The organism is Micromonospora sp. NPDC051006 (assembly GCF_044456245.1).
In the GTDB taxonomy this organism is placed as follows: Bacteria; Actinomycetota; Actinomycetes; order Mycobacteriales; family Micromonosporaceae; genus Micromonospora.
Genome location: NZ_JBITFP010000001.1, coordinates 315,438 through 338,410, shown reverse-complemented (window position 1 = coordinate 338,410; position 22,973 = coordinate 315,438). Strand labels below are relative to the sequence as shown.

20 protein-coding genes and 1 pseudogene are annotated in these 22,973 nt (G+C 72.3%); 10 read left to right on the top strand and 11 right to left on the bottom strand.

Annotation, left to right across the window (positions count from 1 at the left end; all coding sequences use genetic code 11):
- Positions 1 to 61 precede the first annotated feature (61 nt).
- On the top strand, positions 62 to 1,558 hold the full coding sequence (locus tag ACIBBA_RS01590) for an amino acid permease (RefSeq protein ID WP_396693406.1): 1,497 nt from the start codon (positions 62 to 64) through the stop codon (positions 1,556 to 1,558).
- A gap of 106 nt (positions 1,559 to 1,664) precedes the next feature.
- Here the strand turns inward: ACIBBA_RS01590 and ACIBBA_RS01585 are convergent, their stop codons facing one another.
- The 5 genes from ACIBBA_RS01585 to ACIBBA_RS01565 all read right to left on the bottom strand — a co-directional run bounded on the left by ACIBBA_RS01585 (position 1,665) and on the right by ACIBBA_RS01565 (position 7,410).
- Complete coding sequence (locus tag ACIBBA_RS01585) at positions 1,665 to 2,567, bottom strand: glycoside hydrolase family 43 protein (protein WP_396692726.1); 903 nt, start codon at positions 2,565 to 2,567, stop codon at positions 1,665 to 1,667.
- Between the two features lie 116 nt (positions 2,568 to 2,683).
- A complete protein-coding gene (locus ACIBBA_RS01580) occupies positions 2,684 to 3,541 on the bottom strand; it encodes a carbohydrate ABC transporter permease (protein ID WP_396692724.1) in 858 nt (285 codons plus the stop codon).
- Between the two features lie 10 nt (positions 3,542 to 3,551).
- On the bottom strand, positions 3,552 to 4,520 hold the full coding sequence (locus ACIBBA_RS01575) for a carbohydrate ABC transporter permease (protein ID WP_396692722.1): 969 nt from the start codon (positions 4,518 to 4,520) through the stop codon (positions 3,552 to 3,554).
- A gap of 6 nt (positions 4,521 to 4,526) precedes the next feature.
- Positions 4,527 to 5,858, bottom strand: a complete 1,332-nt coding sequence (locus ACIBBA_RS01570; RefSeq protein ID WP_396692720.1) for an ABC transporter substrate-binding protein — start codon at positions 5,856 to 5,858, stop codon at positions 4,527 to 4,529.
- Between the two features lie 40 nt (positions 5,859 to 5,898).
- Complete coding sequence (locus ACIBBA_RS01565) at positions 5,899 to 7,410, bottom strand: alpha-N-arabinofuranosidase (RefSeq protein ID WP_396692718.1); 1,512 nt, start codon at positions 7,408 to 7,410, stop codon at positions 5,899 to 5,901.
- Positions 7,411 to 7,556: 146 nt separating this feature from the next.
- Here ACIBBA_RS01565 and ACIBBA_RS01560 point away from each other — a divergent pair, with 146 nt between their 5' ends.
- The gene (locus ACIBBA_RS01560) at positions 7,557 to 8,564 is read left to right on the top strand and encodes a LacI family DNA-binding transcriptional regulator (protein ID WP_396692716.1); all 1,008 of its coding nucleotides are present in this window, start codon (positions 7,557 to 7,559) and stop codon (positions 8,562 to 8,564) included.
- Between the two features lie 24 nt (positions 8,565 to 8,588).
- On the opposite strand, the gene ACIBBA_RS01555 is transcribed toward ACIBBA_RS01560, so the two are convergent.
- The 3 genes and pseudogenes from ACIBBA_RS01555 to ACIBBA_RS01545 all read right to left on the bottom strand — a co-directional run bounded on the left by ACIBBA_RS01555 (position 8,589) and on the right by ACIBBA_RS01545 (position 11,526).
- On the bottom strand, positions 8,589 to 9,314 hold the full coding sequence (locus ACIBBA_RS01555) for a methyltransferase domain-containing protein (RefSeq protein WP_350875639.1): 726 nt from the start codon (positions 9,312 to 9,314) through the stop codon (positions 8,589 to 8,591).
- A gap of 290 nt (positions 9,315 to 9,604) precedes the next feature.
- Positions 9,605 to 9,850: pseudogene (locus ACIBBA_RS01550) on the bottom strand (hypothetical protein); the annotation flags it as partial.
- Positions 9,851 to 9,888: 38 nt separating this feature from the next.
- Positions 9,889 to 11,526 (bottom strand): ABC-F family ATP-binding cassette domain-containing protein, encoded by a 1,638-nt coding sequence (locus ACIBBA_RS01545; RefSeq protein ID WP_350875637.1) that lies wholly within the window; start codon positions 11,524 to 11,526, stop codon positions 9,889 to 9,891.
- Positions 11,527 to 11,588: 62 nt separating this feature from the next.
- On the opposite strand from ACIBBA_RS01545, the gene ACIBBA_RS01540 reads away from it, so the two are divergent.
- From ACIBBA_RS01540 to ACIBBA_RS01530, 3 genes are all read left to right on the top strand, one after another.
- Positions 11,589 to 12,350: an ROK family protein gene (locus tag ACIBBA_RS01540; protein WP_357056318.1), complete on the top strand. Its 762-nt coding sequence runs from the start codon at positions 11,589 to 11,591 to the stop codon at positions 12,348 to 12,350.
- Between the two features lie 103 nt (positions 12,351 to 12,453).
- Positions 12,454 to 12,819 (top strand): tetratricopeptide repeat protein, encoded by a 366-nt coding sequence (locus ACIBBA_RS01535; RefSeq protein WP_350875633.1) that lies wholly within the window; start codon positions 12,454 to 12,456, stop codon positions 12,817 to 12,819.
- A gap of 130 nt (positions 12,820 to 12,949) precedes the next feature.
- Positions 12,950 to 13,204, top strand: a complete 255-nt coding sequence (locus ACIBBA_RS01530; protein ID WP_007465523.1) for a Smr/MutS family protein — start codon at positions 12,950 to 12,952, stop codon at positions 13,202 to 13,204.
- On the opposite strand, the gene ACIBBA_RS01525 is transcribed toward ACIBBA_RS01530, so the two are convergent.
- Complete coding sequence (locus tag ACIBBA_RS01525) at positions 13,205 to 14,092, bottom strand: alpha/beta fold hydrolase (RefSeq protein WP_396692713.1); 888 nt, start codon at positions 14,090 to 14,092, stop codon at positions 13,205 to 13,207.
- Positions 14,093 to 14,209: 117 nt separating this feature from the next.
- Here ACIBBA_RS01525 and ACIBBA_RS01520 point away from each other — a divergent pair, with 117 nt between their 5' ends.
- Complete coding sequence (locus ACIBBA_RS01520) at positions 14,210 to 14,824, top strand: TetR/AcrR family transcriptional regulator (protein WP_396692711.1); 615 nt, start codon at positions 14,210 to 14,212, stop codon at positions 14,822 to 14,824.
- 6 nt (positions 14,825 to 14,830) lie between these two features.
- On the opposite strand, the gene ACIBBA_RS01515 is transcribed toward ACIBBA_RS01520, so the two are convergent.
- Complete coding sequence (locus ACIBBA_RS01515; RefSeq protein ID WP_396692709.1) at positions 14,831 to 15,772, bottom strand: threonine/serine dehydratase; 942 nt, start codon at positions 15,770 to 15,772, stop codon at positions 14,831 to 14,833.
- 110 nt (positions 15,773 to 15,882) lie between these two features.
- On the bottom strand, positions 15,883 to 18,303 hold the full coding sequence (locus tag ACIBBA_RS01510) for a M28 family peptidase (RefSeq protein WP_396692707.1): 2,421 nt from the start codon (positions 18,301 to 18,303) through the stop codon (positions 15,883 to 15,885).
- 303 nt (positions 18,304 to 18,606) lie between these two features.
- Between ACIBBA_RS01510 and ACIBBA_RS01505 the strand changes: the two genes are divergently transcribed.
- Genes ACIBBA_RS01505 through ACIBBA_RS01490 form a run of 4 tightly spaced genes read left to right on the top strand, consistent with a single transcriptional unit; the run spans position 18,607 to position 22,817 of the window.
- Complete coding sequence (locus ACIBBA_RS01505) at positions 18,607 to 19,803, top strand: PP2C family protein-serine/threonine phosphatase (RefSeq protein ID WP_396692705.1); 1,197 nt, start codon at positions 18,607 to 18,609, stop codon at positions 19,801 to 19,803.
- Positions 19,800 to 21,566 (top strand): ATP-binding protein, encoded by a 1,767-nt coding sequence (locus ACIBBA_RS01500; RefSeq protein ID WP_396692703.1) that lies wholly within the window; start codon positions 19,800 to 19,802, stop codon positions 21,564 to 21,566. The genes ACIBBA_RS01505 and ACIBBA_RS01500 overlap by 4 nt, the downstream gene beginning before the upstream one ends.
- The gene (locus ACIBBA_RS01495) at positions 21,563 to 22,015 is read left to right on the top strand and encodes a response regulator (protein ID WP_350875582.1); all 453 of its coding nucleotides are present in this window, start codon (positions 21,563 to 21,565) and stop codon (positions 22,013 to 22,015) included. The genes ACIBBA_RS01500 and ACIBBA_RS01495 overlap by 4 nt, the downstream gene beginning before the upstream one ends.
- Complete coding sequence (locus tag ACIBBA_RS01490; protein ID WP_396692701.1) at positions 22,008 to 22,817, top strand: inositol monophosphatase family protein; 810 nt, start codon at positions 22,008 to 22,010, stop codon at positions 22,815 to 22,817. Before ACIBBA_RS01495 ends, ACIBBA_RS01490 begins: the two co-directional genes overlap by 8 nt.
- The last annotated feature ends 156 nt before the right edge of the window (positions 22,818 to 22,973 follow it).

The following is a 22,973-nucleotide window of genomic DNA, read 5'->3' as shown; positions in this document are numbered from 1 at the left end:
TAGCAACGCGGGTCACCGGCCGCCGGCGGTGGTGGTCGCACGGTGGGGAGGGGTGAGCGCGGTGTCCGTGCTGCGTACCAAGCCGATCAGGGATGTGCTCGCGCAGAGCGAGGCGGACGGCTCCGACGGCCGCCCCGGCCTGAAGAGACGGCTCGGCGCGCTCGACCTGACCGGGTTCGGCATCGGCATCGTGATCGGCACCGGGATCTTCACGCTGACCGGGATCGAGGCCCGGGACAGCGCCGGCCCAGGCGTGGTGATCTCCTTCGCCATTGCCGGGGTGGTCGCCCTGCTCGCCGCGCTCTGCTACGCCGAGCTGGCCTCCAGCGTGCCGACGGCCGGCAGCGCCTACACCTACGCGTACGCGACGATGGGCGAGATCGTCGCCTGGATCATCGGCTGGGATCTGCTGCTGGAGTTCGCCCTCGGCGCGGCGGTGGTGGCCCGCGGGTGGTCCGGCTACCTGGCCGAGCTGTTCGACCTCCCCGCCAGGTGGTTCGCCGAGGACGGCAGCGTGGTCAACCTCGGGGCGGTCGCCATCGTGCTGGTCCTCGGCGTGGTCGGCATCGTCGGCATCCGGGAGTCCGCCCGGATCACCAACCTGCTGGTGCTGGTGAAGGTCGCCATCTGCGTCTTCGTGGTGGTCGCCGGGCTGTTCTTCGTCAAGGCCGCCAACCTGACCCCGTTCATTCCGCCGGCCGAGCCGGCCTCCGGCGGCGAGGACGGCATCCGGCAGCCGCTCACCCAGGCCATCTTCGGCCTGGAACCCTCGGTCTTCGGATTCGTCGGGGTGCTCAGCGCGGCCGCGGTGGTCTTCTTCGCGTACACCGGCTTCGAGGCGGTGGCCAACCTCGGCGAGGAGACCAGGAAGCCGCGCCGCGATCTACCGCTGGGACTGCTCGGGACGCTGCTCATCTCGACCGTGCTCTACATCGGCGTCTCGCTGGTGCTGGTCGGCATGGTGCGGTACACCGACATCGACAGGGCCGCCCCGATCGCGTCGGCCTTCGAGGCGGTCGGCGCCGGGTGGGCGGCGGTCCTGGTCTCGATCGCCGCGGTCGCCGGCCTGACCAGCGTCATCCTGGTCGACCTGGTGGCCATGGGGCGGATCGGCTTCGCCATCGCCCGGGACGGGTTGATTCCGCCGTCGATCGCCAAGGTGCACCCGCGCTGGGGCACCCCGTACCGGATCTCGGCGATCATGACGGTCGGGGTCGCGCTGCTCGCCGGGCTGCTTCCGCTCTCCGCGCTGGCCGACCTGGTGAGCATCGGCGCGCTCTGCGCGTTCGTGCTGGTCTCGGTCGCGGTGCCGATCCTGCGCCGGACCCGCCCCGAGCTGGACCGGCCGTTCCGGGTGCCGCTCTCGCCGGTGCTGCCGATCGTCTCCGCGCTGGCCTGCCTCTACCTGATGATGAACCTGTCGGTGGAGACCTGGCTGCGGTTCGGTGCCTGGATGCTGCTCGGCGCGGTGATCTACTTCGGCTACGGCTACCGCCGCAACCGCCTCGCCACCCGCGAGGCCGTCCCCCAGCCCCGCGACCCCAACCCGGCCAGCTGACCCCCGCGTCCCCACCACCCCCCGGTGATCATGAGGTCTGCGACGCTGCCGATCTCCAGATCCGCCGCAAATCTCATGCTCACCGGGGGCAGGTGGCAGGTGGGGGTCAGGGGCGGGGTTGAGGGGTGGCGGTGGGGCCCTTGACCACGGGCTTGCCGTTCTGCCAGATCACCTCGTCGAGCCAGGTCTGCCGGCCGGGGTCGGTGCTGCCCTCCTGGCCGGGCGGCCAGGCGTGGTAGAGCAGCCAGGTCCGGCCGGCCTTGACCACCATCGACGCGTGCCCCGGGCCGGACGCCGCCTCGTTGCCGGTCAGGATCGGGTTCTCCGGGGCCTTCACGCACGGGCCGGTGGGCGACTCGCAGACCGCGTAGCCCTCGGCGTACTCGGCCTTGTCGTAGGCGTTAGCGGCGAAGAAGAGGTAGAGCGTCCCGTCCTGGCGGTGGAAGAACGGCCCCTCGATCAGGGTGCCCTCCCACGGCTCGGTCTGCTTCAGCAGCTTCGTCGGCTCACCGACCAGGCTCAGCCCGTCGTCCGAGAGGCGCTGGGAGAAGATCCAGGTGTCCACCCCGATGGCGTTGCCGTCGTTCTTCCACAGCAGCCAGAGGCTGCCGTCGGTGTCCCGGTACGGGCTGGCGTCGATCGACCCGCCCAACTCGGCCTGGCAGATCAGCGGGCCGGCCGAGTCGTCGCGGTACGGGCCCTGCGGTGCCGTCGCGACCGCCCGCCCGACGCACTGCCGCCCCGACTCCCGACCGGCGACGGTGTAGTAGAGCACGAACTGCTCCGGCCCGAGCTGGATCGCCTCCGGGGCCCAGGTCTTCCCGGGGTCCGCCCACTCGGGCAGCGCCGGCAGGGCGTCACCGGCCGGCGTCCAGTCGACCAGGTCGGCCGAGGTGTGCACCGGCACGTTCCGGCCGTCGGCGTTGGTGTGGAACAGGTACCAGGTGTCGCCGACCTCGATCGCCTGCGGGTCGGGGGCGTCGGTCCGGATGACCGGGTTGGTGAACATGCTCGGGTCACTCCCCGTACTCGTGGGTGTGGGTTCGTCGCCGCTGCCGCAGCCCCCGACGAGCAGTGCGGCGGCGAGAACCGCCGCCGCACCACCTCGCCGGAGTGATCCGGCCGTCATCCCTTCAGGCCGCTGCGGGAGACGCCCTGGATGATGTGCCGTTGCGCGAGCACGAAGAGGATCAGCACCGGCACGCTGGCCAGCACCGCCCCCGCCATGATCACCGGGTAGTCGGTCACGTAGGAGCCCTGCAGCAGGCCCAGACCCGGCGGCAGGGTCAGCTTCTCCGGGCTGAACAGCACGAAGATCGGCCAGAGGAAGTCGTTCCAGTTGGTCAGGAACGAGAGCACCGCCAGGGTGGCCAGCGCGGGCTTGGAGAGCGGCAGCACCACCTTGTAGAAGATCTGCCACTGGTTCGCCCCGTCCAGCACCGCGGCCTCCTCCAGCTCCCTGGGCAGGGAGATGAAGAACTGCCGCAGGAAGAACACCCCGAACGCGCTGGCCGCGCCGGGCACCACGACCACGGCGAGGGTGTCGATCCAGTTCAGCGAGTCGACGATGAGGAAGTTCGGGATGATCAGCGAGGTCGGCGGGATGAAGAGCGTCCCGACGATCAACGCGAAGCTCACCCCGCGACCCCGGAACCGCATCCGGGCCAGGGCGTACGCGGCCATCGACGCGGTCACCAGCACCAGCAGCGAGTGCAGCGTCGCCGCCACCATGCTGTTCAGGAACCAGCGCAGCACCGGGTTGGCGGAGTTGGTCAGGATCTGCTGGTAGCCGTACCCGGAGAGCGGGTCGGGCAGCCAGCTCGGCGGGATCTGCTGGGCGCCGTCGTAGGTCTTCAGCGAGGTGATGAGCATCCACACCAGCGGCATCAGGAAGACCAGCGTGAGCGCCACCAGGATGGCGTAGAGCGCGGTCCGGCGCAGGGTGCTCGCCGCGCCGCGGGCGTTGCGCGTAGGCGTCGTCATGGCGGTCCCCTCAGTCTTCCCGGTAGCGGAAGAGGCGGAAGTTGGCGAGGCTCACCACGGCCAGCATCAGCGCGAACACGATGCTCATCGCCGCGGACCGGCCGGCGTCGTTGTCCCGCAGGCCCTCCTCGACGATGAACCAGACCACGGTGCGGGTCTCGGTGCCGGGAGCGCCCTGGGTGATCAGGAACGACTGGCCGAATACGTTCGCCGAGGCGAGCACCGTCGTGGTGATCACGAAGAGCAGCACCGGACGCAGCCCGGGGAGCGTGACGTGGCGGAACCGTTCCCAGGTGCTCGCGCCGTCGACCTTCGCCGCCTCGTAGAGCTCCGCCGGGATGTCCTGAAGACCGGCCAGGTAGATCACCGCGTTGAAGCCGGACGTCCACCAGACGGTGACCCCGACCAGGGAGATCCAGGCCCACGGCACGTCCGTCACCCAGGGGGTGTCGGCCGGTAGGCCGAGTACGCCGAGCACCCGGTTGACCAGGCCCAGGTTCGCGTCGAGCAGGAACCGCCAGAGCAGGCCGATCACCGCCACGCCGAGCACGTACGGCGCGAAGTAGACCGCCCGGAAGAAGGTCCGGCCCGGGAACGAACGGTTCAGCAGCAGCGCCAGCCCCAGCGGGACGACCACCAGCAGCGGCACCGCGAAGACGGTGAAGATCGCCGTGGCCCGGACGCTCTGCCACCAGTCGCCGTAGACAGCCGAGTCGCTGGAGAAGAGTTCCTTGTAGTTGTCCAGCCCGACGAACGGCCGGTTGGGCAGCTGGAAGTCCCACTGGTGCACGCTGAGCCAGAGGCCGAGCAGGATCGGCAGCAGGCCGAACACCGCGAACAGCACCAGGTACGGGGTGAGGAAGAGATACGGCGTCGCCCGACCGACCCGGTTCGCCGACTTGGCGCCCCGGCGGGCAGCACTGGCCGCCGGGGGCGGCGCGTCACCGCGCGCCGCCCCGACCTCGATCACGTCCGCCACAAGGAATCAGCTCCCGTACTTCTTGCGGTTGTCCTCGAGCTGCTTGTTCGCCTTGGCCACACCGTCGTCGAGCGCCTGCTTGGGCGACTTCTTGCCCAGCACGGCCTCGTTGAACGAGTTGTAGAAGGTGGTGAGGACCTCACCCAGGCCCGGGGTTGCCGGCGGGAAGGCCGCGTACTCCAGCTCGGGGGCGAGCGCGCCGACCTCGGTCAGCGCCTTGAACTCGGCGCTGTCCCGGACGGTCTTGCGGGCCGGCACCTGGCCGCCCTTGGCCCAGTCCAGGGAGTGCTGGCTGAGCCAGTTGATGAAGACCTTCGACGCCGAGACCTTGTTGGCGTTGTTGGCCCGCTGCTTCACGATGGTGAAGTTGTGCGAGTTGGCCCAGGCCGCCGGCTTGCTGCCGATCTGCGGCAGGGGCGCCACGCCCCACTGGACGTCCGGGCTCTTCTTCAGGTCGTTGATCTGCCAGATGCCGTTGAAGGTGAAGGCGTTCTTGCCGCTCTTCAGCGCCAGGTACTCGGCGTCCTGGCCGACGTTGGACGGCGAGTGCCCCTGCTTGATCATGTCGACCATCCAGGTGCACGCCTCCACGGCCGGGTCGGCGTTGAAGGTGGCCTTGTTGACTTCGGCGTCGAAGAGGCTGCCGCCGAACTGGTAGACCAGCGAGTAGAAGCTCATGCCGCCGGTGAACTGGAACGGGCTGACCCAGTAGCCCTGCACGCCGGACTTCTTCAGCTCCGTGAGCGCGGCGGTGAAGTCGTCGCGGGTGGTCGGCGGCTTGTTCGGGTCCAGCCCGGCCTTCTGCATCACCGACTTGTTGTAGTAGAAGCCCAGCGGGTGCATGTCCAGCGGAATGCCGTACCGCTTGTTGTTGTAGAGACCGCCCTGCCAGACCGTGGGGGCGAAGTCCGCCTCGGTCAGCTCGAGGGTCTTGGCCACGTCGTCCAGCTCGGTGATCACGCCACGGGCGGCGAAGGTGGCGAGCTGGTCCATGTGCATGACCGCGACGTCCGGCCCGTTGCCGCTGGAGGCCGCACCGGGGAGCTTGTTGTAGTAGTCCTCCCACTGGTAGGTGGCGACCGACACCGCGATGTTCTGGTGCTCGGTGTTGAACTGGTTCACCAGCGTCTTGAAGATCTCGCCGTCGCCGCCGGTGAAGCCGTTCCACAGCTTGAGGTCCACCTTCGGACCGGTGTAGTCCTTACCGCCGTTGCCGGCCGCCGCCGGGCCGCCGGAGTCGTCGCCGCCGCCGCAGCCGGCCAGGGTCAGGGTCGCCGCCGCGCCGAGCCCGACGCCGAGCCCGAGCAGGCGCCGCCGGCTCATTTCGTTCTGGATCATGCCGTATCTCTCCTTGGGGGGACGGGAAAAGTTTGCCTGGTCAGGGCCGGTTTCCGAAGCGCAGCACGTTCCAGGAGACGGCCGGCAGGCGCACCGAGCACCGGCCGGCGTCGAGGGTGGGGGTGTTCAGTTCCCGAGGCGTCACCTTGTCCGGTTCGGCCTCGGTGTTGGTCGCCGACGGGTCGTCCCCGGCAGCGAGGGTCAGGTGGCATTGACCGGATAGTCCTGAAACGCCGCGCAAGTCGAGCTGCAGCTCCAGGTCCGTCTCACTTCGGTTGACCGCGAAGACCGTCAGCTCGCCGGTCTCCTCGTCGTGCACGGCCACGGTGTCCAGTACCGGGACGTCGCCGTACTTCTTCGTCTCGTAGCGGGGCGAGACCGGCTCGGTGCGCAGCACCGTCCCACGGGCGTACCGGGCGGTCAGCGCGAACGGGTGGAAGATGCTCTGCCGCCAGGCCGGCCCGCCGTTGCGGGTCCGGATGGGGGCGATCACGTTCGCCAGCTGCGCCTGGGCGGCCACACCGACCCGGTCGGCGTGCCGGAGCAGGGTGATCAGCAGGTCGCCGACGACCACCGCGTCGACCGCGGTGAAGTCGTCCTCGATCAGGGCCGGCGCCTCGACCCAGCCGCGCCGGTCCAGGTCGGCCTGGAGGCGGGCCTCGTACCAGACGTTCCACTCGTCGAAGGAGATCTTCAGCTTGCGGCGGTGCCGCTGCTTCGCCGCCACGTGGTCGGCGGTGGCGACCACCTCGGTGATGAAGTTGTCCATGTCGACGGCGGAGGCGAGCAGGCTGGCCCGGTCGCCGTCGGAGGGGTCGTAGTAGGTGTGCGCGGAGATGTAGTCGACGTGCTCGTAGGTGTGCTCGAGCACGGTCGCCTCCCAGGAGGCGAAGGTGGGCATCCGCCGGTTGGAGCTGCCGCAGGCGACCAGGCTGATCGACGGGTCGCTCATCTTCATCGCCCGGGCCGCCTCGGCGGCCAGCCGGCCGTACTCGTCGGCGGTCTTGTGCCCGACCTGCCAGGGGCCGTCCAGCTCGTTGCCGAGGCACCAGAGCCGCACCCCGAACGGATCCTCGGCGCCGTTCTTGCGGCGCTGGTCGGAGAGGTGCGTCCCGCCCGGGTGGTTGCTGTACTCCAGCAGGTCCAGCGCCTCCTGCACGCCCCGGGTGCCCAGGTTGACCGCCATCATCGGCTCGACCCCGGCCTCGTTCGCCCAGGTCATGAACTCGTGCAGGCCGAACGCGTTGGTCTCGACGGTCTTCCAGGCCAGGTCGAGCCGGCGGGGTCGGTCACCGACCGGGCCGACGCCGTCCTCCCAGCGGTAGCCGGAGACGAAGTTGCCGCCGGGGTAGCGGACGACGGAGACGCCCAGCTCCCGGGTCAGCTCCAGCACGTCACGTCGGAGCCCGAGGGCATCCGCCTCCGGGTGGCCCGGCTCGTAGATGCCCCCGTAGACGCAGCGGCCCATGTGCTCGACGAAGGAGCCGAAGAGTCGCCGGTCGGCCGGCCCGATTGCGAATGCCGGGTCGATCGTCAGCTGTGCGGTCCGCACCGGATGTCACCTTTCGTCATTTCTGGTGTCCGGTGACCACGGTCACCGCACACCCGGTTCCCTGCTTTCTACAACGTTGTAGGCAACGTTGTAAAGAGCGAGTTACGCGGTAGAGTGCCGGTGGTTACATCGGGGAGGTTGCGGAAGTGCGACACAGGCTCAAGGACGTCGCGGAGCGGGCCGGCGTGTCGGTGAAGACGGTCTCCAACGTGGTGAACGGTTACGTGCACGTCCGGCCGGACACCCGGGCCCGGGTCGAGGAGGCGATCACCGCCCTCAACTACCGGCCGAACCTCTCCGCGCGCAACCTGCGCAAGGGCCGCACCGGCGTGATCGCCCTGGCCGTGCCGGAGCTGGACATCCCGTACTTCGCCGAACTGGCCCGGCACGTGGTCAACGCCGCCGCCGAGCTCGGCTGGACGGTGCTGATAGACCAGACCGGCGGTGGCCGCGAGCAGGAGCGGGTGGTCGCGTCCGGGATCACCGACCACCTGATCGACGGGTTGATCTTCAGTCCGCTGGCGCTGACCGCGGACGACCTGGCCAACCTGGACGGCACCCCGATGGTGCTGCTCGGCGAACGGGTCGACCACGGTCCCGCCGACCACGTCGTGATCGACAACGTGGCCGCTGCCCGCGAGATCACCCACCACCTGATCGGCCTCGGCCGGCGCCGGATCGCCGCCATCGGGTCACAGCGCACCCCGGAGGGGGCCAGCGCGCGGCTCCGGCTCACCGGCTACGCCGCCGCGCTCGAGGCGGCCGGCCTCGACTACGACGAGGCGCTGATCGCGCCCGCGCCGGCCTGGCACCGCGCCGACGGCGCGGCGGCCATGCGCCACCTGCTCACCTCGGGGGTACGCCCCGACGCGGTCTTCTGTTTCAACGACACCCTCGCGTTGGGCGCGCTGCGGGCGCTGCACGAGGCCGGCCTGCGGGTGCCCGACGACGTCGCCGTGGCCGGCTTCGACGACATCGAGGACGGCCGCTTCTCGGTGCCGACGCTGACCACCATCGCCCCGGACAAGGAGCAGATCGCCCGGCTCGCGGTCGAGCTGCTGGCCAACCGCCTCGACGGCGACCCCTCCGCCCCGGCCCGCGAACTCTCCGCCCCCTACCGGCTGACCCCGCGCGAATCCACCCACCCGCGCTGACTGCGAGTTGGGTCGAGCCGCGGCTCAGTCGAAGAAGCGGGCCAGGTGCGACGCGGTGGGTGGGGCGGCGTCCGGTGGGACCGGGGTGAGGTCGGCGAAGATCGAGGCGCCGTCACAGCCGGCGTGCAGCGGATACCAGCGCGGCGTGCCGGGCGGACGCTGCAGGCAGATGCCCTTGAAGGTCTGCACGTCGAGCAGCCGGACGTGGGTCGGGTCGGCCACCGCGTTCACGTGCCCCCACCAGGGGCTCATCACGTGCAGCACGCCGCCCGGGCGGAGCACCCGGTGGCACTCGTCCAGCAGCGGCAGGAAGTCGATAAGGTGCTCCAGGATGTGCACCGTGAAGAACACGTCGACCGCGTCGTCGGCCAGCGGTAGCGACCGGGAGAGGTCGGCGACCGCGTCCACCCCGGTCGCGGGGAAGATGTCCAGACCCAGGTTCCCCGGCCACTGCTTGCTCGGCCCGCAGCCGAGATCCACCACCACCGGATCCCGCCCGGCGACCCGCACCCGGCACCAGACGCCGAGCACTCCGGCCAGCCGGCCGATCTGATCCCGGACCAGCCGCAGCTCTGCCGGGTCGGCCACCTCGCCGGTCACGTGCGCGACGCCGCGGTCGAAGCGCACCTCGACGGCGAGGCCGCGCAGCCGGTCGTCGTGGCCGGTCTGATCAGCCCACGCCTCGGCGAGGAACCCGTCCACCGCCCGCAGCCGGTCCGCCGACGGCGGGGTCTGTGCCAACGCGACCATTGGTCACCTCCCGCCGCCCGTTACCCGCATCCCCGCCGCATATGCCCTGCTCTGGAGGGACATTCGACGGCCCCGCGCGGTCGGGCGGCGCGCGGGGTCAGGCGTGCGGTAGCCCCGATCAGCGTGATACCTCTGCGGCATCAATATGCCTCTGAGGTATCACGCTCACCAGCACACCCCGGCGCCGAGCCGGTGAGGCATCGACGCGGCGCAGCCGGTCAGCCGGTGATGGTCCGGCGCGGTCGGCCGCCGGCCCGCATCCGCTGCCGGGGCGGCGGGGCGGCCGGTTTGGGTCGCTTCAGGTGATAGCGGTGAAGTTCGTGGTTGCCGGGCAGGGACGGGTCCTCGCTCATCGCGACCAACTCCCAGCCCTGGTCGCCGGCCCGGTTCAGGTGGGCCAGCGCGGTGTCCCCGTACGGGGTGACGTCGACCATCGAGCCGTCCGGGCCGTACCAGACGAAGACGACCTCCCAGCCGAGGTCGTTCGTCGCCGCCTGCCGCCGGCGGATCAGCAGCGCGTACTCCCACTTGAGCATGGGGTCATTCTCACCCCGTGGCGCGCCATCGGCACGGATCAGTCTTCGGCGATCCGTCCGGCGTCGACCCGCAGCCGCCGGTTGGTCGCCACCGCGTCCAGCATCCGCCGGTCGTGGGTGATCAACAGCAGGGTGCCGGGGTAGCTGGCCAGCGCCGACTCCAGCTGTTCGATGGCGGGCAGATCCAGGTGGTTGGTCGGCTCATCGAGCACCAGCAGGTTCACCCCGCGCCCCTGCAGCAGCGCCAGGGCCGCCCGGGTCCGCTCGCCGGGGGAGAGGGTCGCGGCCGGCCGCAGCACGTGCCCGGCCCGCAGGCCGAACTTGGCCAGCAGGGTCCGCGCGTCCGCCGGCGACAGCTCCGGTACGGCGACTCGGAACGCGTCGATCAGCGGCGCGTCGCCGAGGAAGAGCCCACGGGCCTGGTCCACCTCGCCGACGACCACCCCGGGGCCGAGCGCGGCGTGCCCGGTGTCCAGCGGCAGCCGGCCGAGCAGGGCGGCCAGCAGGGTGGACTTGCCGGACCCGTTCGCCCCGGTGACCGCCACCCGGTCCGCCCAGTCGATCTGGAGGTTCACCGGCCCGAGGGTGAACGCTCCCCGGCGTACCACCGCGTCGCGCAGCGCGGCCACGACGGCGCCGGCGCGGGGCGCGGCGGCGATCTCCATCCGCAGCTCCCACTCCTTGCGGGGCTCCTCGACCACCTCCAGACGCTCGATCAGCCGCTCGGTCTGCTTCGCCTTCGCCGCCTGCTTCTCGCTCGCCTCGGAGCGGAACTTGCGGCCGATCTTGTCGTTGTCGGTGGCCTTGCGCCGGGCGTTCTTGACGCCCTTCTCCATCCAGGAGCGCTGGGTCCGGGCCCGCGCCTCCAGCGCCGCCCGGGTGTCGGCGTACTCCTCGAAGTCGGCCCGCGCGTGCCGGCGGGCCACCTCGCGCTCCTCCAGGTAGGCCGCGTAGCCGCCGCCGTAGTGCCGGATCTGCTGCTGCGCCAGGTCCAGCTCCAGGACCCGGGTCACCGTCCGGGTGAGGAACTCCCGGTCGTGGCTGACCAGCACCGTGCCGGCGCGCAGCCCGGTCACGAACTCCTCCAACCGCTCCAGACCGGCCAGGTCGAGGTCGTTGGTGGGCTCGTCGAGCAGGAAGACGTCGTAGCGGCTGAGCAGCAGCGAGGCCAGCCCGGCCCGGGCCGCCTGGCCACCGGAGAGGCCGGTCATCTCCTGGTCCAGGTCGACGGTGAGCCCCAGTTCCGCGGCGACCTGTTCGGCCCGTTCGTCCAGGTCCGCGCCGCCGAGGGCGAGCCAGCGCTCCAGCGCGTCGGCGTACCCGTCGTCGGCGCCGGCCGCGCCGGCGGTGAGCGCCTCGGTGGCGGCGTCGAGGGCGGCCTGCGCGCCGGTCACCCCGGTGCGCCGGGCCAGGAAGCCGCGTACCGTCTCGCCCGGTCGCCGCTCCGGCTCCTGCGGCAGGTGCCCGACGCTCGCAGTGGGCGGGCTGAGGGTGACGCTGCCGGCCTCGACCGGCAGCAGCCCGGCGAGGGTACGCAGCAGCGTCGACTTCCCAGCCCCGTTCGGCCCGACCAGGCCGACCACGTCCCCGGGCGCGACCACCAGGTCCAACCCGGTGAAGAGCGGGCGGTCGCCGTGCCCGGCGGCCAGGTCCTTGACGATCATCGTGGCGCTCATGAGGAGGCGAGCCTATCCGGCCCGGTGCACATCGCCGGGCGGCACCGGGCAGACTCGGCGGGGTGGTGACCACACTGGCGATCGACTGCGGCGGAGGCGGCATCAAGGCCTCCGTCCTCGACGGGGCGGGCACGATGCGGACGCGGCCGCTGCGGGTGCCCACGCCGTACCCGCTGCCGCCGGCGCTCTTCGTCAAGACCCTGCTGGACCTGGGCGCCCGGCTTCCCGCCGCGGACCGGGTGACCGTCGGGCTGCCCGGCATGCTCCGGCACGGCGTGGTGGTGGCCACGCCGCACTACGTCACCCGGGCCGGGCCGCGTACCCGGGTCGACCCCGACCTGCTGGCCGAGTGGTCCGGCTGGGACGTGCGGACCGCGCTCGCGGAGGCGTTCGGGGTGCCGGTGCTGGCCCTCAACGACGCCGAGGTGCACGGCGCCGGGGTGGTGGCGGGCACCGGGCTGGAGCTGGTGCTCACCCTCGGCACCGGGCTGGGCTGCGCGCTCTTCGACGGCGGGATCCTCGCGCCGCACCTGGAGCTCTCGCAGGCGCCGGTGCGTTGGGGGATGACCTACGACACGTACGTCGGCGAGCCGGAACGCCGCCGGCTGGGCGACGCGTTCTGGTCCAGGCGGGTCCGCGGGGTGGTGGACGGACTCCGCCCGGTGTTTCGGTGGGACCGGCTCTACCTCGGTGGGGGAAATTCCCGGCTGATCCGTCCGGAGCAGCTGACCCGGATGGGTGACGACGTGGTGGTGGTGCCGAACACCGCCGGGATCATCGGCGGCGTCCGGGCCTGGGATCTCTCCGCCGCCCGGCGCGCCTAGGGACCCGCACGTCCGGCGGGATCCGCCCGGGGAACAGTCGCCATCCGGGCGGTGTTGTGTCAGCGTCGGGGAAGTGACGGCGCGATACGAGGGGGTGGGTCGAATGGATCTTCTGGCCGAGTACCGGCGGGCGACCATGTTCTTCGAAACCGGAGACCCGACCGGAGCGGCCCGGCTGCTCGAGCCGATCGTCGAGGCCGAGCCGGACAACGCCGCGGTACGGCAGCTGCTGGCCCGGGCGTACTTCCTGTCGGCCCAGCTCAACCGGGCCGAGGAGCAGTTGCGCGCGCTGGTCGACCGTGACCCCAGCGACCACTACGCCCACCACGTGCTGGGCCGGACGTTGGAGCGGTTGAACCGGCACACCGACGCCCTGCGGCACCTGCGGATCGCCGCGGCGATGCACTCGGGCAACGACGACTACACGACCGCGCTGCGCCGGGTGGAGACCCGGGTGGGCGGGCGCTGAGCACCGGCCGGCCGCACCGCGGCCGACGGTTGGACGAGCGGACGGGGCAGCCCCACGGGGCTGCCCCGTCGCGTTCCGTCCGGGCCTACCATTGGGCCGTCATGGGAGCTGAGCTGGAGGTGGGCACGTCGTGAAGCTCAAGCTCGACCTGCACGAGATCTTCAACAAGGGGCAGGACATCGACCGCGCGCTGCGCGGGATCATGGACGAGGCGGTGGCGAAGAAGGCCACCCTCGTGGAGATCATCCCCGGTAAGGGCTCCGGCCAGCTCAAGAAGCGGGTGCTGCGGTTCCTTGACCAGAAGGACGTCAAGCAGCTCTACCACCGGGTCGAGAAGGACTCGAAGAACTTCGGCCGCCTCTTCGTGCACTTCCGCTGGAAGTAGTCAGGCCGGGGTCTCGGCGCGGGCGAGGAATTCGGTCGTCCAGTCGATGATCAGCTCGGGGTGGTACATCGGCAGGTCGTGACCCGCGCCGGGGACGATCTCGACCCGGGCGGCGGAGGCCAGGCTTCGGATCCGGGCGGCGACCAGCGCCGAGTCGTACATCTGGCTGCGTTCGCCGAGCAGTACGAGGGTCGGGGCGGCCACTGCCCGCAGCTCCTCGTCGGTCAGGGTCGGCGGGACGGGCAGCCGGCGGCGGAAGCCCGCGGTCACCAGGGCGAGGCGCATGAGGTCGTCGTCGAGCAGGGTGGTGTTGTGCAGCCAGCGGGCGGCTCGTCGGCGCAGCGGCCGGGGTGCCAGGCCGGCGAGACCGCCGACGATCACCCAGGCGAGGAAGCGACCGGTGACCTTGCCGAACCCGGCCGGGTCGAGCAGGGTGACGCTGGCGACCTGGTCCGGCGCGTTGATGGCGTGCTGGAGGGCCGTCCAGCCGCCGTAGGAGCAGCCGACGAGGTGCGCGCGGTCGACGTCGAGGCCGTTGAGGACCTCGCCGAGCCACTGCGAGAGGTCGGCGCCGCCGTTGATCGGTTGGTCCTGGGTGGAGCCACCCGGCTCACCGCAAGGGTCGACGGCCAGCACCGGGCGTTCCGCGCCGAGTCGGGTGACGTAGCGGTGCCACATGAGGGAACTGCCGCCGGCGCCGGGCAGCAGCACGACCGGTGTCCCGTCGGGTCGGCCGGTCCGGTAGACCCGCGCCGTGCCGAAGGCGGTGGGCAGGTCAAGGGCGGTGTGGTCGGCCGGCCACAGTCGATCGAAGGTGCGGGTGTAGGCGGCGAGGAACTTGCGGCGCGCCCGGTCGCTGGTGAACTCGCTGATGCGGTCGGTCGACATGGCGGCCCCCGATCCTGGTCGGCTTTAGTGATACAAGTGTATCATCAAAACCGGACGGCGTGATAGGCCGAGTGACAGACCGCGTACGACCGCGACCCCCGAACCGAATGGAGCGCCGTGCCCAAGCGCGTGGACCACGACGTGCGTCGCCGACAGATCGGCGAGGCGCTGCTGCGCATCGCGAACACCCGGGGCCTGCAGGCGGCGAGCATGCGCGAGGTGGCGGCGGAGGCCGGCGTGTCGCTGCGGCTCGTGCAGTACTACTTCCACAGCAAGGACGAGTTGCTGCTCGGCGCGCTCGCCTACCTCGGCGAACAACTCTCCGCCCGGGTCCGGGACCGCATCCGGGCGCTCGGCACACCGCCGACCCCGCGCAGCGTCATCTACGGCACCCTCACCGCAGTCCTGCCGACGGACGAGGAGAGTCGCCGGCTGACGAGGACCTACGCGGCGTACTACACGCTGGTGCTCGCCGAGCCGGAACTCGCGGCACGGCACGGCACCGTCTATCCGGACGCGCTGGAACGCTTCCTCGCCGGTCATCTCCGTACGGCGCAGGAGGCGGGACAGGTGGACCCGGGTCTCGACGCGGAAACGGTGGTCGCCGGCCTGTTGGCCCTGACCAACGGCCTCGGCTCCAGCGTGCTCGGCGGTCAGCGCGACGGCGATGCCGCGCTGGCGATCCTGACCTACCACCTCGACCGGGTCTTCGACCGCGACCCACGACGCTGAAGGCCGTCAGTGCGGACGGGCGGTCGCCAGGTCGCTCGGATCGGTGTTGCCGCCGCAGACGATCAGCGCCACCCGCTCGCCCGCCGCCGGCACGTACGCCCCGCCGAGCAGCGCGGCCAGCGCGGCGGCCCCGCCCAGTTCGGCGGCGACCCGTAGCTCCGACCAGAGCAGCCGGCGGGCGCGCACCAGATCCTCGTCGCGCACCAGCACGGACTGCACGCCCGTCCGCCGGGCGGTGTCGAAGGCGATCTCGCCGATCCGGCGGGCGCCGAGCGAGTCGGTGGCGATGCCGCCCACCTCGACGTCGACCGGGCGACCGGCCTTCAGCGCGGTGTGCAGGGTGGGGATCTGTTCCGGTTCGACGGCCACCACCCGCACCCCGCCGTCGAACCAGGTCGCGATGCCGGAGACCAGGCCGCCACCGCCGACGGCCACCAGCACCGTGTCGATCCCGTCGACCTGCTTCTCCAGTTCGCGGCCGAGGGTGCCCTGGCCGGCGACCACCTCCGGCTGGTCGTACGCGTGCACCACGAGCGCACCGGTCTCCTCGGCCCGTCGGGTGCTCGCCGCGAGCGCCTCCGCGTAGTGCTGGCCGACCTGCTGCACCGTGGCGCCCAACCCGGCCAGTCGCTCCACCTTGACCGGGGACGCGGTCACCGGCACGAAGACCTCGGCCGGGACGCCCAGGGCGCGGGCCGCGTAGGCGACGGCGAGACCGTGGTTGCCACCCGACGCGGCCAGCACGCCCGCTGCGGGCAGTGGCCCCTGGAGCATCCGGTTGAACGCGCCACGCGGCTTGAACGAGCCCGCGTGCTGATGCAGTTCCAGCTTGAAGCTGAGCCGCCCGGGCACACCAAGCTCGCCGCCGTCGAGGGTGAGCACGGGGGTCTGCCGTACCCGGCCGCCGATCAGCGCGGCGGCCGCCTCGACGTCCTGTCTGTCCACCATCGCCAGAACCGCCCCTCGCCAGGACCAGAGAGCCAGCCGACCATCTTCGGTGCGGCCGACGAGACAGCCTATCGAGGCCGGCTGGCCACTCTTGGCGACCCGCGTTCCGATCAGACCGGGTAGGTCCGGGCGACGGCGAGCATCTCCGAGCTGTGCGACCCGACGATCCCGACGTCCGCCGGCCGGGGCTGGAAGCCGGGAAGTTCGGCCAAGCCGTCGCTGGCGTCCATCGCGCGCAGCTCGACCCGCTCCGCCTTCGGCGTGACGGTGAGCGTCACCTCGACGCCCTCGGCGGGTGGGGCGTGGAAGACCACCCCGAAGCCCCACCGGCCGGCCCGCGCCTCGACCGGCACGGCCCGGCCGGCCACCTCGGCGCGCAGCACGGTCGCGGTCGCCGAGTCCACGTGCAGGGTGGCCAGGCGGACCGGGCGCTGCGGGGTGAGCCGCACCCGCAGGGTGCGCTCGGCGCCGGGGCCGCTGTCGGCGAGCACCTCCAGCTTCGGCGCCGGCAGGTTCGCCGCCGGCGCCGGACCGGTGCGCAGGTCACCGTCGCCCAGGCCGGGGAAGTCGTCGGCGACGGACTGCACCCCGTCCACGTACCGGTCGGTCCACGGCTGCGGCTCGGCCTCGTGGCTCAGCCAGCGGGCCTGGCCGGTCCCGGCGTCCAGGGCGTACATCAGGTGGGTGGGCGCGGGGTGCGCCGCGTCGAACCGGTCGACCCGCAGGCCGACGCCGGCCAGCACCAGCGCCGCGACCACGGCGGCCACCGCGGGCAGCGCGCCGAGCCGCCGGGCCCGGGCCGCGACCAGGCCACGCTGCCCGCCGGCCTGCGGGTGCAGCAGATCCACCACCGGCAGCGCGGCCAGCCCCAGCAGCACCGCCACCAACGCCGCGACCCCGCCCATCGCCATGCCGAGCGCCGGGAAGAGCAGCACCACCGTGGGGAGGAGGATCACCACGCCGACCGCGCCGGCCACGGTCACCGCGACCACCGGCCACGGGCCGTCGACGCGGGTGCCGAGTGCGATCAGCCCGGCGAGCGCGCCGGCCAGCGCCGGCAGGGTGGTCAGGTACGCCCCGCCCGGCACCGCCACGGCCAGCAGCACCCCGAGCGCGGCCAGCCAGCCCAGCCCGCCGATGGCCAGCGCGGCCGGACCGATCCAGCGGCGGGTCAGCGCGTACCAGGTGAAGAGGACGGCGGCGGCGAGCGCCAGGACGGCGAGCCGGTACCAGATCGGCCGGTACGGGTCGAGCAGCTCGGCGTAGCCGGGCCGGATCGCGGTGACCGCCGCCCAGAGCAGCTGCGCGGCGAGCGGGGCGGCCACGATCGGCACCAGGGCCAGCCCGAAGCCGGCGGCCAACCGGCCCCCGGTGGTGCGCCCGCGGCGGCGGGCCAGCCAGCCGACGGCGACCACGGCGGCCAGCGCCAGCAGCGCCAGCGGAAGGGTCAGCCAGCCCGGATAGTGGACCAGCCCGCCGGGCACCGGGAAGTAGCTGGCGTCGCCGCCGGCACGCAGGTCGGTCAGATCGGTGCGGCCGAACTCGCGGGCCAGGCCGAGCGCGTTGTCGCCGTGCTGCTGGAGGCTGGCCCGGTCCATCGCCGCCGGGGTGTCCAGCGGGGTGTGGTAGATCGCCCCGCCGTCGATGTACGCCGAGTTCAGGCCGACGAAGTTCTTGTCCAGGAACGCGGTGAAGTCGGTGTCGTTGGGCAGCGCCCGGTAGATCTCCACGGCGAACGAGGTGCCGACCGGGTGCGGCGCGGCCCGGGCGAAGACGTCGACCAGCTTCGCGTTGTTCCGGGACGTCTCGAACATGATCACCGGGCCGGTGGAGCCCCGCGCCTCCAGGTTCAGCACCACGCCGCCGTCGGCGGCGAGCGGGTGGCTGGCCGCGAACGCGGCTGCGCCGCAGAGGCAGGCCTCCTCGGCGTCGGTGAGCACGAAGACGATGTCGTTCCGCGGTCGCGGGCCGGCGGCCAGCGCGCGGGCCACCTCCAGGATGGTGGAGGTGCCGGCGGCGTCGTCGTTGCCGCCCGGGCCGGTCTGCACCGAGTCGTAGTGGGCGACCAGGAAGACCCGGCCGGTCGGGTCGGTGCCGGGGAGCCGGGCCACCACGTTGCGGACCCGGGCCAGGGTGGCGCCGCCGGCGGCGCCGCTGAGCTGCCCGGCCTCCGGCGCCACGGTGTCCTGCACCTGCGTCTCCATGCCCAGCCCGCGTAGCACCTGCTCGACGTGGGCGCGGACCTGCTCGTTGGCCGGGCTTCCGGCCGGGTGCGTCCGGGCCGCGATGATCTTGACGTTCTCGTACGCCCGGCCGGCGCTGAACTCGTCGGTCGGTGCACCGGTCGGCCGGGGCGCCGGCGTGCGCAGGTCGAGCAGGCTGCCCGCGCCGACGGCGACCAACGCGACGAGCGCCGCCGCGGCAGCGGCGAGCCGCCGGCGGGGCCGGGCCATCGCCCGGTCGGCGGCGGGCACGCGCGGACCCGGCCGGGCCGGCGCGCGGTCGGCGGCGGGGGTGGGGGGTGCGCCCACGGGAACTCCTCGGGGTGGGGCGGTGGGGGCTGGGTGGCCCCATCCTGCCCCCACAGGCCCCGCGACGGGATGCCCGGGACGCGCACCCGCCCGGGAGCCCGACGTGAGGGACCGGTTTGCCCCATAGCGGGCAGTGATCCGCCCCATCCCCGCCGATGCCGAGCCCGTCGTGTTGTGTGCGACCGTTGTCTAATACAGGATCAGCAGGGCACTCGGAAGGAGCCCGACATCACCAGCGATCTCCCGCGTCTCGCGGCGGTGACCCGGCCGCACCGGGGGGCCGGCCTGACCGGTCCCTCCGTCGTGCCGCGGGCGCTTGTCCAGGGCGGACACCCCCAGGCGCTGCCGGGCGAGCGGCTCCGGGTGCTGCTGGTGGAGGACGACGAGGGCGACGCCTTCCTCGTCGGCGAGCTGCTGGCCGAGACTAATTCGATGATCGACCTGCTGGTGGCGACCAGTCTCAGCGAGGCCCGCCAGCGAGTGATGGGCGTCGACTGCGTGTTGCTCGACCTCGGCCTGCCCGACGCACAGGGGCTGGACGGGCTGCGCCAGGTGCTGGAGATGTCCAGCGGCGCGGCGGTCTGCGTGCTGACCGGGCGCTCCGACGAGCACCTGGGCATCGTCGCGGTGGCCGAAGGCGCCCAGGACTACCTGGTCAAGGGGCAGGTGGACGGCGTCCTGCTGACCCGGGCGCTGCGCTACGCGGTGGAGCGCAAGCGCGCCGACGAGAACGCCCGCCGGCTGCGCGAGGTCGAGCTGCGCCAGGCCGAGTCGGCTCGCCTGGAGCGGGGCCTGCTGCCCCAGCCGCTGATGTCGACCGACCAGGTGGCGGTGCACACCTTCTACCGGCCGGGCCGGCACGCCGCGCTGATCGGCGGCGACTTCTACGACGTGGTGCAGACCCGGCCCGACCGGGTCGACCTGATCGTCGGCGACGTCTGCGGGCACGGGGTGGACGAGGCGGCGCTCGGCGTCGAGCTGCGGGTCGCCTGGCGGGCCCTGGTGCTCGCGGGGGTCCCCGACGACGAGGTGCTGCCCGCGCTGGAGCAGGTGCTGATGAGCGAGCGCCGGCTCCAGGAGATCTTCGCGACCGTGGCGACCGCCCGGCTCGACCTGGACGCCAACCGGGCCACCGTACGCCTGGCCGGGCACCCGCCGCCGCTGCTGCTCTCCCGCGGCGGGGTGGCGCCGGTTCCGGCGCCCGGCGGCCGGCTGCTCGGCGTCCGGCCCCGCCGGCCGGTCGCCTACGACCTGGAGTTCGACACTGAGGACTGGTCCCTGTTGATGTACACCGACGGACTGATCGAGGGGCGGGTGGGCGACAGCGACGAGCGGCTCGACGTGCCCGGCCTCAACCGCCTGCTGGAGGAGCCGGCCAGTCGGTCGGTGCCGCTGCCCGAGCTGCCGGCCTGGCTGGTCGGGCGGGCCGAGCAGATCAACGGCGGCCCGCTCGCCGACGACGTCGCCATGCTGATGGTCAGCCGAGGTGGTGGCCGGTGAAGGTCGGTACGTCCCGCTGGAGCCTGCGCCAGCGGGTGGTCACGCTGCTCGCCGTCGTCGGCGTCCTCCTCGTCGGGCTGGCCGCGGCCGAGGCCGCGGTTGCCGCGCGCAACCGCACCCACGTCGACGCGTTGCTGAACACCACCGGGCCGCTCCGGGTGCAGGCCCAGGAGCTGCTCAATGCGTTGCTGGACCAGGAGACCGCGGTCCGGGGCTTCGCGGTCAGCGGCGACCGGGCCGACCTCGGTCCGTACGAGGCAGGGGTGCAGCAGGAGCAGGACCTGGTCGCCTCGATGCGGCGACTGCTGGCCGAGTACCCGGAGGTCGAGGAAGAGCTCGGAGAGGTCGAGCAGCAGACGGAACAGTGGCGACAGTCGGTCGCCGTCCCGGTGATCACCACGACCGAGCAGAACGGCACCACCGCCGGTCAGGCGCTCATCACCGAACAGTCCCGCCAGCAGTTCGACGGGGTGCGCGCCGCCGTGGAGGAACTCCAGGGCGACATCCTCAGCGCGCGCGAGCAGAACGCCGACAACATCCGCCGGACCGGCAACCTGCTGGTCGTCCTGCTGATCGCCGCCGGGCTCGTGGTGGTGGTCGCCGGCCTGCTGCTGGTGCTCTCGCTGGACCGGATGGTGGTACGCCCGCTGACCGGGCTCGCCGAGCAGGTCCGGGAGGTCGCCGAGGGTGACTTCCAGCACCGCATCGCCGGCGCCGGCCCACCCGAGTTCCTGCGGCTCGCCGACGACGTGGACGCGATGCGGCAGAAGATCGCCGCCGACCTGGCGGAGGTCCGGGAGGCCCGGGAGCGGATCGAGTGGGTCAACAGCCAGCTCCAGAAGCAGGCCGAGGAGCTGACCCGTTCCAACCGTGACCTGGAGCAGTTCGCGTACGTGGCCTCGCACGACCTGCAGGAGCCGCTGCGCAAGGTGGCCAGCTTCTGCCAGCTGCTCCAGCGCCGTTACGCCGGGCAGCTGGACGAGCGGGCCGACCAGTACATCGCGTTCGCGGTGGACGGGGCCCAGCGGATGCAGCGGCTGATCAACGACCTGCTGGCGTTCTCCCGGATCGGTCGGCTCACCGCCGGCTTCACCGAGGTCGACCTGAACAAGGTGATGGGCGACGTGGCCGGCCAGACCGAGGCGGCGCGGCAGTACGCGGACGCCGAGCTGACCTGGTCCGAGCTGCCGGTGATCCGGGGTGAGGAGCCGCTGCTCACCAACCTGCTGGCCAACCTGGTCAGCAACTCGATCAAGTTCCGCCGGCCGGACGTGCCGGCGCGGGTGCACGTCTCGGCACGGCTGGTCGACGACGAGTGGGAGATCAGCTGCGAGGACAACGGCATCGGCATCGAGCCGGAGTTCGCCGACAAGATCTTCGTCATCTTCCAGCGGCTGCACTCCAAGGACGCGTACCCGGGCACCGGGATCGGGCTGGCCATCGCGAAGAAGATCGTGGAGTACCACGGTGGCCGGGTCTGGGTGGACACCGACGTCCCGGAGGGGACGGCGATCCGGTTCACCCTCCCCGCGCTGCCCGCGGAGACCGAGGCGTCCGCCGCCGAGCCGGGCACGGCGGAGGGCTCGACGGGGGACGGCGCGACGGCGTCGCCGAACGGGCCGGACGCCGATCAGCCGTCCGACGCCGCGACGCCGGCCGGTGGCACGCAGCAGGAGCAACCGGAGCGGGCAGACCGGCCAGACCGCACGGACGCGGCGCCGGAAGGCGGTAGAACGGGTGGCATGAGGGAGACGGTGGGATGACAGCGCCGGCAGACGGCAAGAGCCCGATCGAGGTCCTGCTGGTCGAGGACGATCCGGGTGACGTGTTGATGACCCAGGAGGCGTTCGAGGAGCACAAGCTGCGCAACCGGCTGACCGTCGTCACCGACGGCGCCGAGGCGCTGGCCTACCTGCGCCGCGAGGGCCAGTACACGGAAGCGGTGACCCCGGACCTGATCCTGCTGGATCTCAACCTGCCCCGTCGGGACGGCCGCGAGGTGCTGGAGGAGATCAAGAACGACGAGGACCTGCGCCGGATCCCGGTCGTGGTGCTCACCACCTCCCAGGCCGACGAGGACATCCTGCGCAGCTACCAGCTGCACGCCAACGCCTACGTGACCAAGCCGGTGGACTTCGAGCGGTTCATCTCGGTGGTCCGGCAGATCGACGAGTTCTTCGTCAGCGTGGTCAAGTTGCCGCCGCGTGGCTGACACCCTGCTGGACGACGTCGGCACGCTGCTGCGGGAGACCGCCGACCAGGTCGTCGTCCCGCTGTTCCGCAAGCTCGACGCCGCCGACGTCGCCGAGAAGGCGCCCGGTGAGATCGTCACCGTCGCGGACCGGCGGGCCGAAGAGCTGATCTCGGCCGGCCTGCGGCGGCTCCGGCCCGGTTCGGTGGTGGTCGGCGAGGAGGCGGTCGCCGAGGATCAGGGGCTGCTCCGGCACCTGCGCGGCGGCGGGGAGGTCTGGCTGGTCGACCCGGTCGACGGGACGTCCAACTTCGCCGCCGGCCGCCGGCCGTTCGCCCTGATGATCGCGCTCCTGACCGAGGGGGAGACGGTCGCCGCCTGGGTGCTCGACCCGCTGGCCGACACGCTCGCCACCGCCCGGCTCGGCCTCGGGACGTACCTCGACGGGCGGCTGGTGCAGAACGGCGGAACGGATCCCGCGCCGAGCGCGCTGCGGGGGATGGCGGTGACCCGGTTCCTGCCACCGGCCGCCCGCGACCGGGTGCAGGCCGGTGGCTCGCGGATCGGCGAGCTGCTCCCCGGTCAGCACTGCGCCGGCCGGGAGTACCTCGACATCCTCACCGGAGAGCAGCAGTTCGCGCTCTTCTGGCGCACCCTGCCCTGGGATCATGCGCCGGGCGCGCTGCTGGTCCGCGCCGCGGGCGGGGTCGCCCGGCGGTTCGACGGCAGCGAGTACCACCCCGCCGACGACGGCCGTGGCCTGCTGGTCGCGGCGAACGAGCGGGTGTGGGACGAGGCGCGCGAGGCCCTGCTGGCCGACTGATCGACGCGTTCGGCGACCGCTCAGACACGGTGCGTCGAGGATCCGCGCCACCGGCGTTCGGGGGGCGGATCAGCGCCGGTCGGTCCGGTATCGTGACCGGCGGTCACCGCCAGCAGGCCGCCGATCGGCGCCGGCGGGACCGCCGCCGCGCAGGAT

Excerpts from the sequence above, each read along its gene's own strand:
- ACIBBA_RS01585 (WP_396692726.1), bottom strand. The coding sequence starts at position 2,567 with ATGTTCACCAACCCGGTCATCCGGACCGACGCCCCCGACCCGCAGGCG.
- ACIBBA_RS01580 (WP_396692724.1), bottom strand. The coding sequence starts at position 3,541 with ATGACGACGCCTACGCGCAACGCCCGCGGCGCGGCGAGCACCCTGCGC.
- ACIBBA_RS01570 (WP_396692720.1), bottom strand. The coding sequence starts at position 5,858 with ATGATCCAGAACGAAATGAGCCGGCGGCGCCTGCTCGGGCTCGGCGTC.
- ACIBBA_RS01555 (WP_350875639.1), bottom strand. The coding sequence starts at position 9,314 with ATGGTCGCGTTGGCACAGACCCCGCCGTCGGCGGACCGGCTGCGGGCG.
- ACIBBA_RS01545 (WP_350875637.1), bottom strand. The coding sequence starts at position 11,526 with ATGAGCGCCACGATGATCGTCAAGGACCTGGCCGCCGGGCACGGCGAC.
- ACIBBA_RS01535 (WP_350875633.1), top strand. The coding sequence starts at position 12,454 with ATGGATCTTCTGGCCGAGTACCGGCGGGCGACCATGTTCTTCGAAACC.
- ACIBBA_RS01525 (WP_396692713.1), bottom strand. The coding sequence starts at position 14,092 with ATGTCGACCGACCGCATCAGCGAGTTCACCAGCGACCGGGCGCGCCGC.
- ACIBBA_RS01515 (WP_396692709.1), bottom strand. The coding sequence starts at position 15,772 with ATGGTGGACAGACAGGACGTCGAGGCGGCCGCCGCGCTGATCGGCGGC.
- ACIBBA_RS01495 (WP_350875582.1), top strand. The coding sequence starts at position 21,563 with ATGACAGCGCCGGCAGACGGCAAGAGCCCGATCGAGGTCCTGCTGGTC.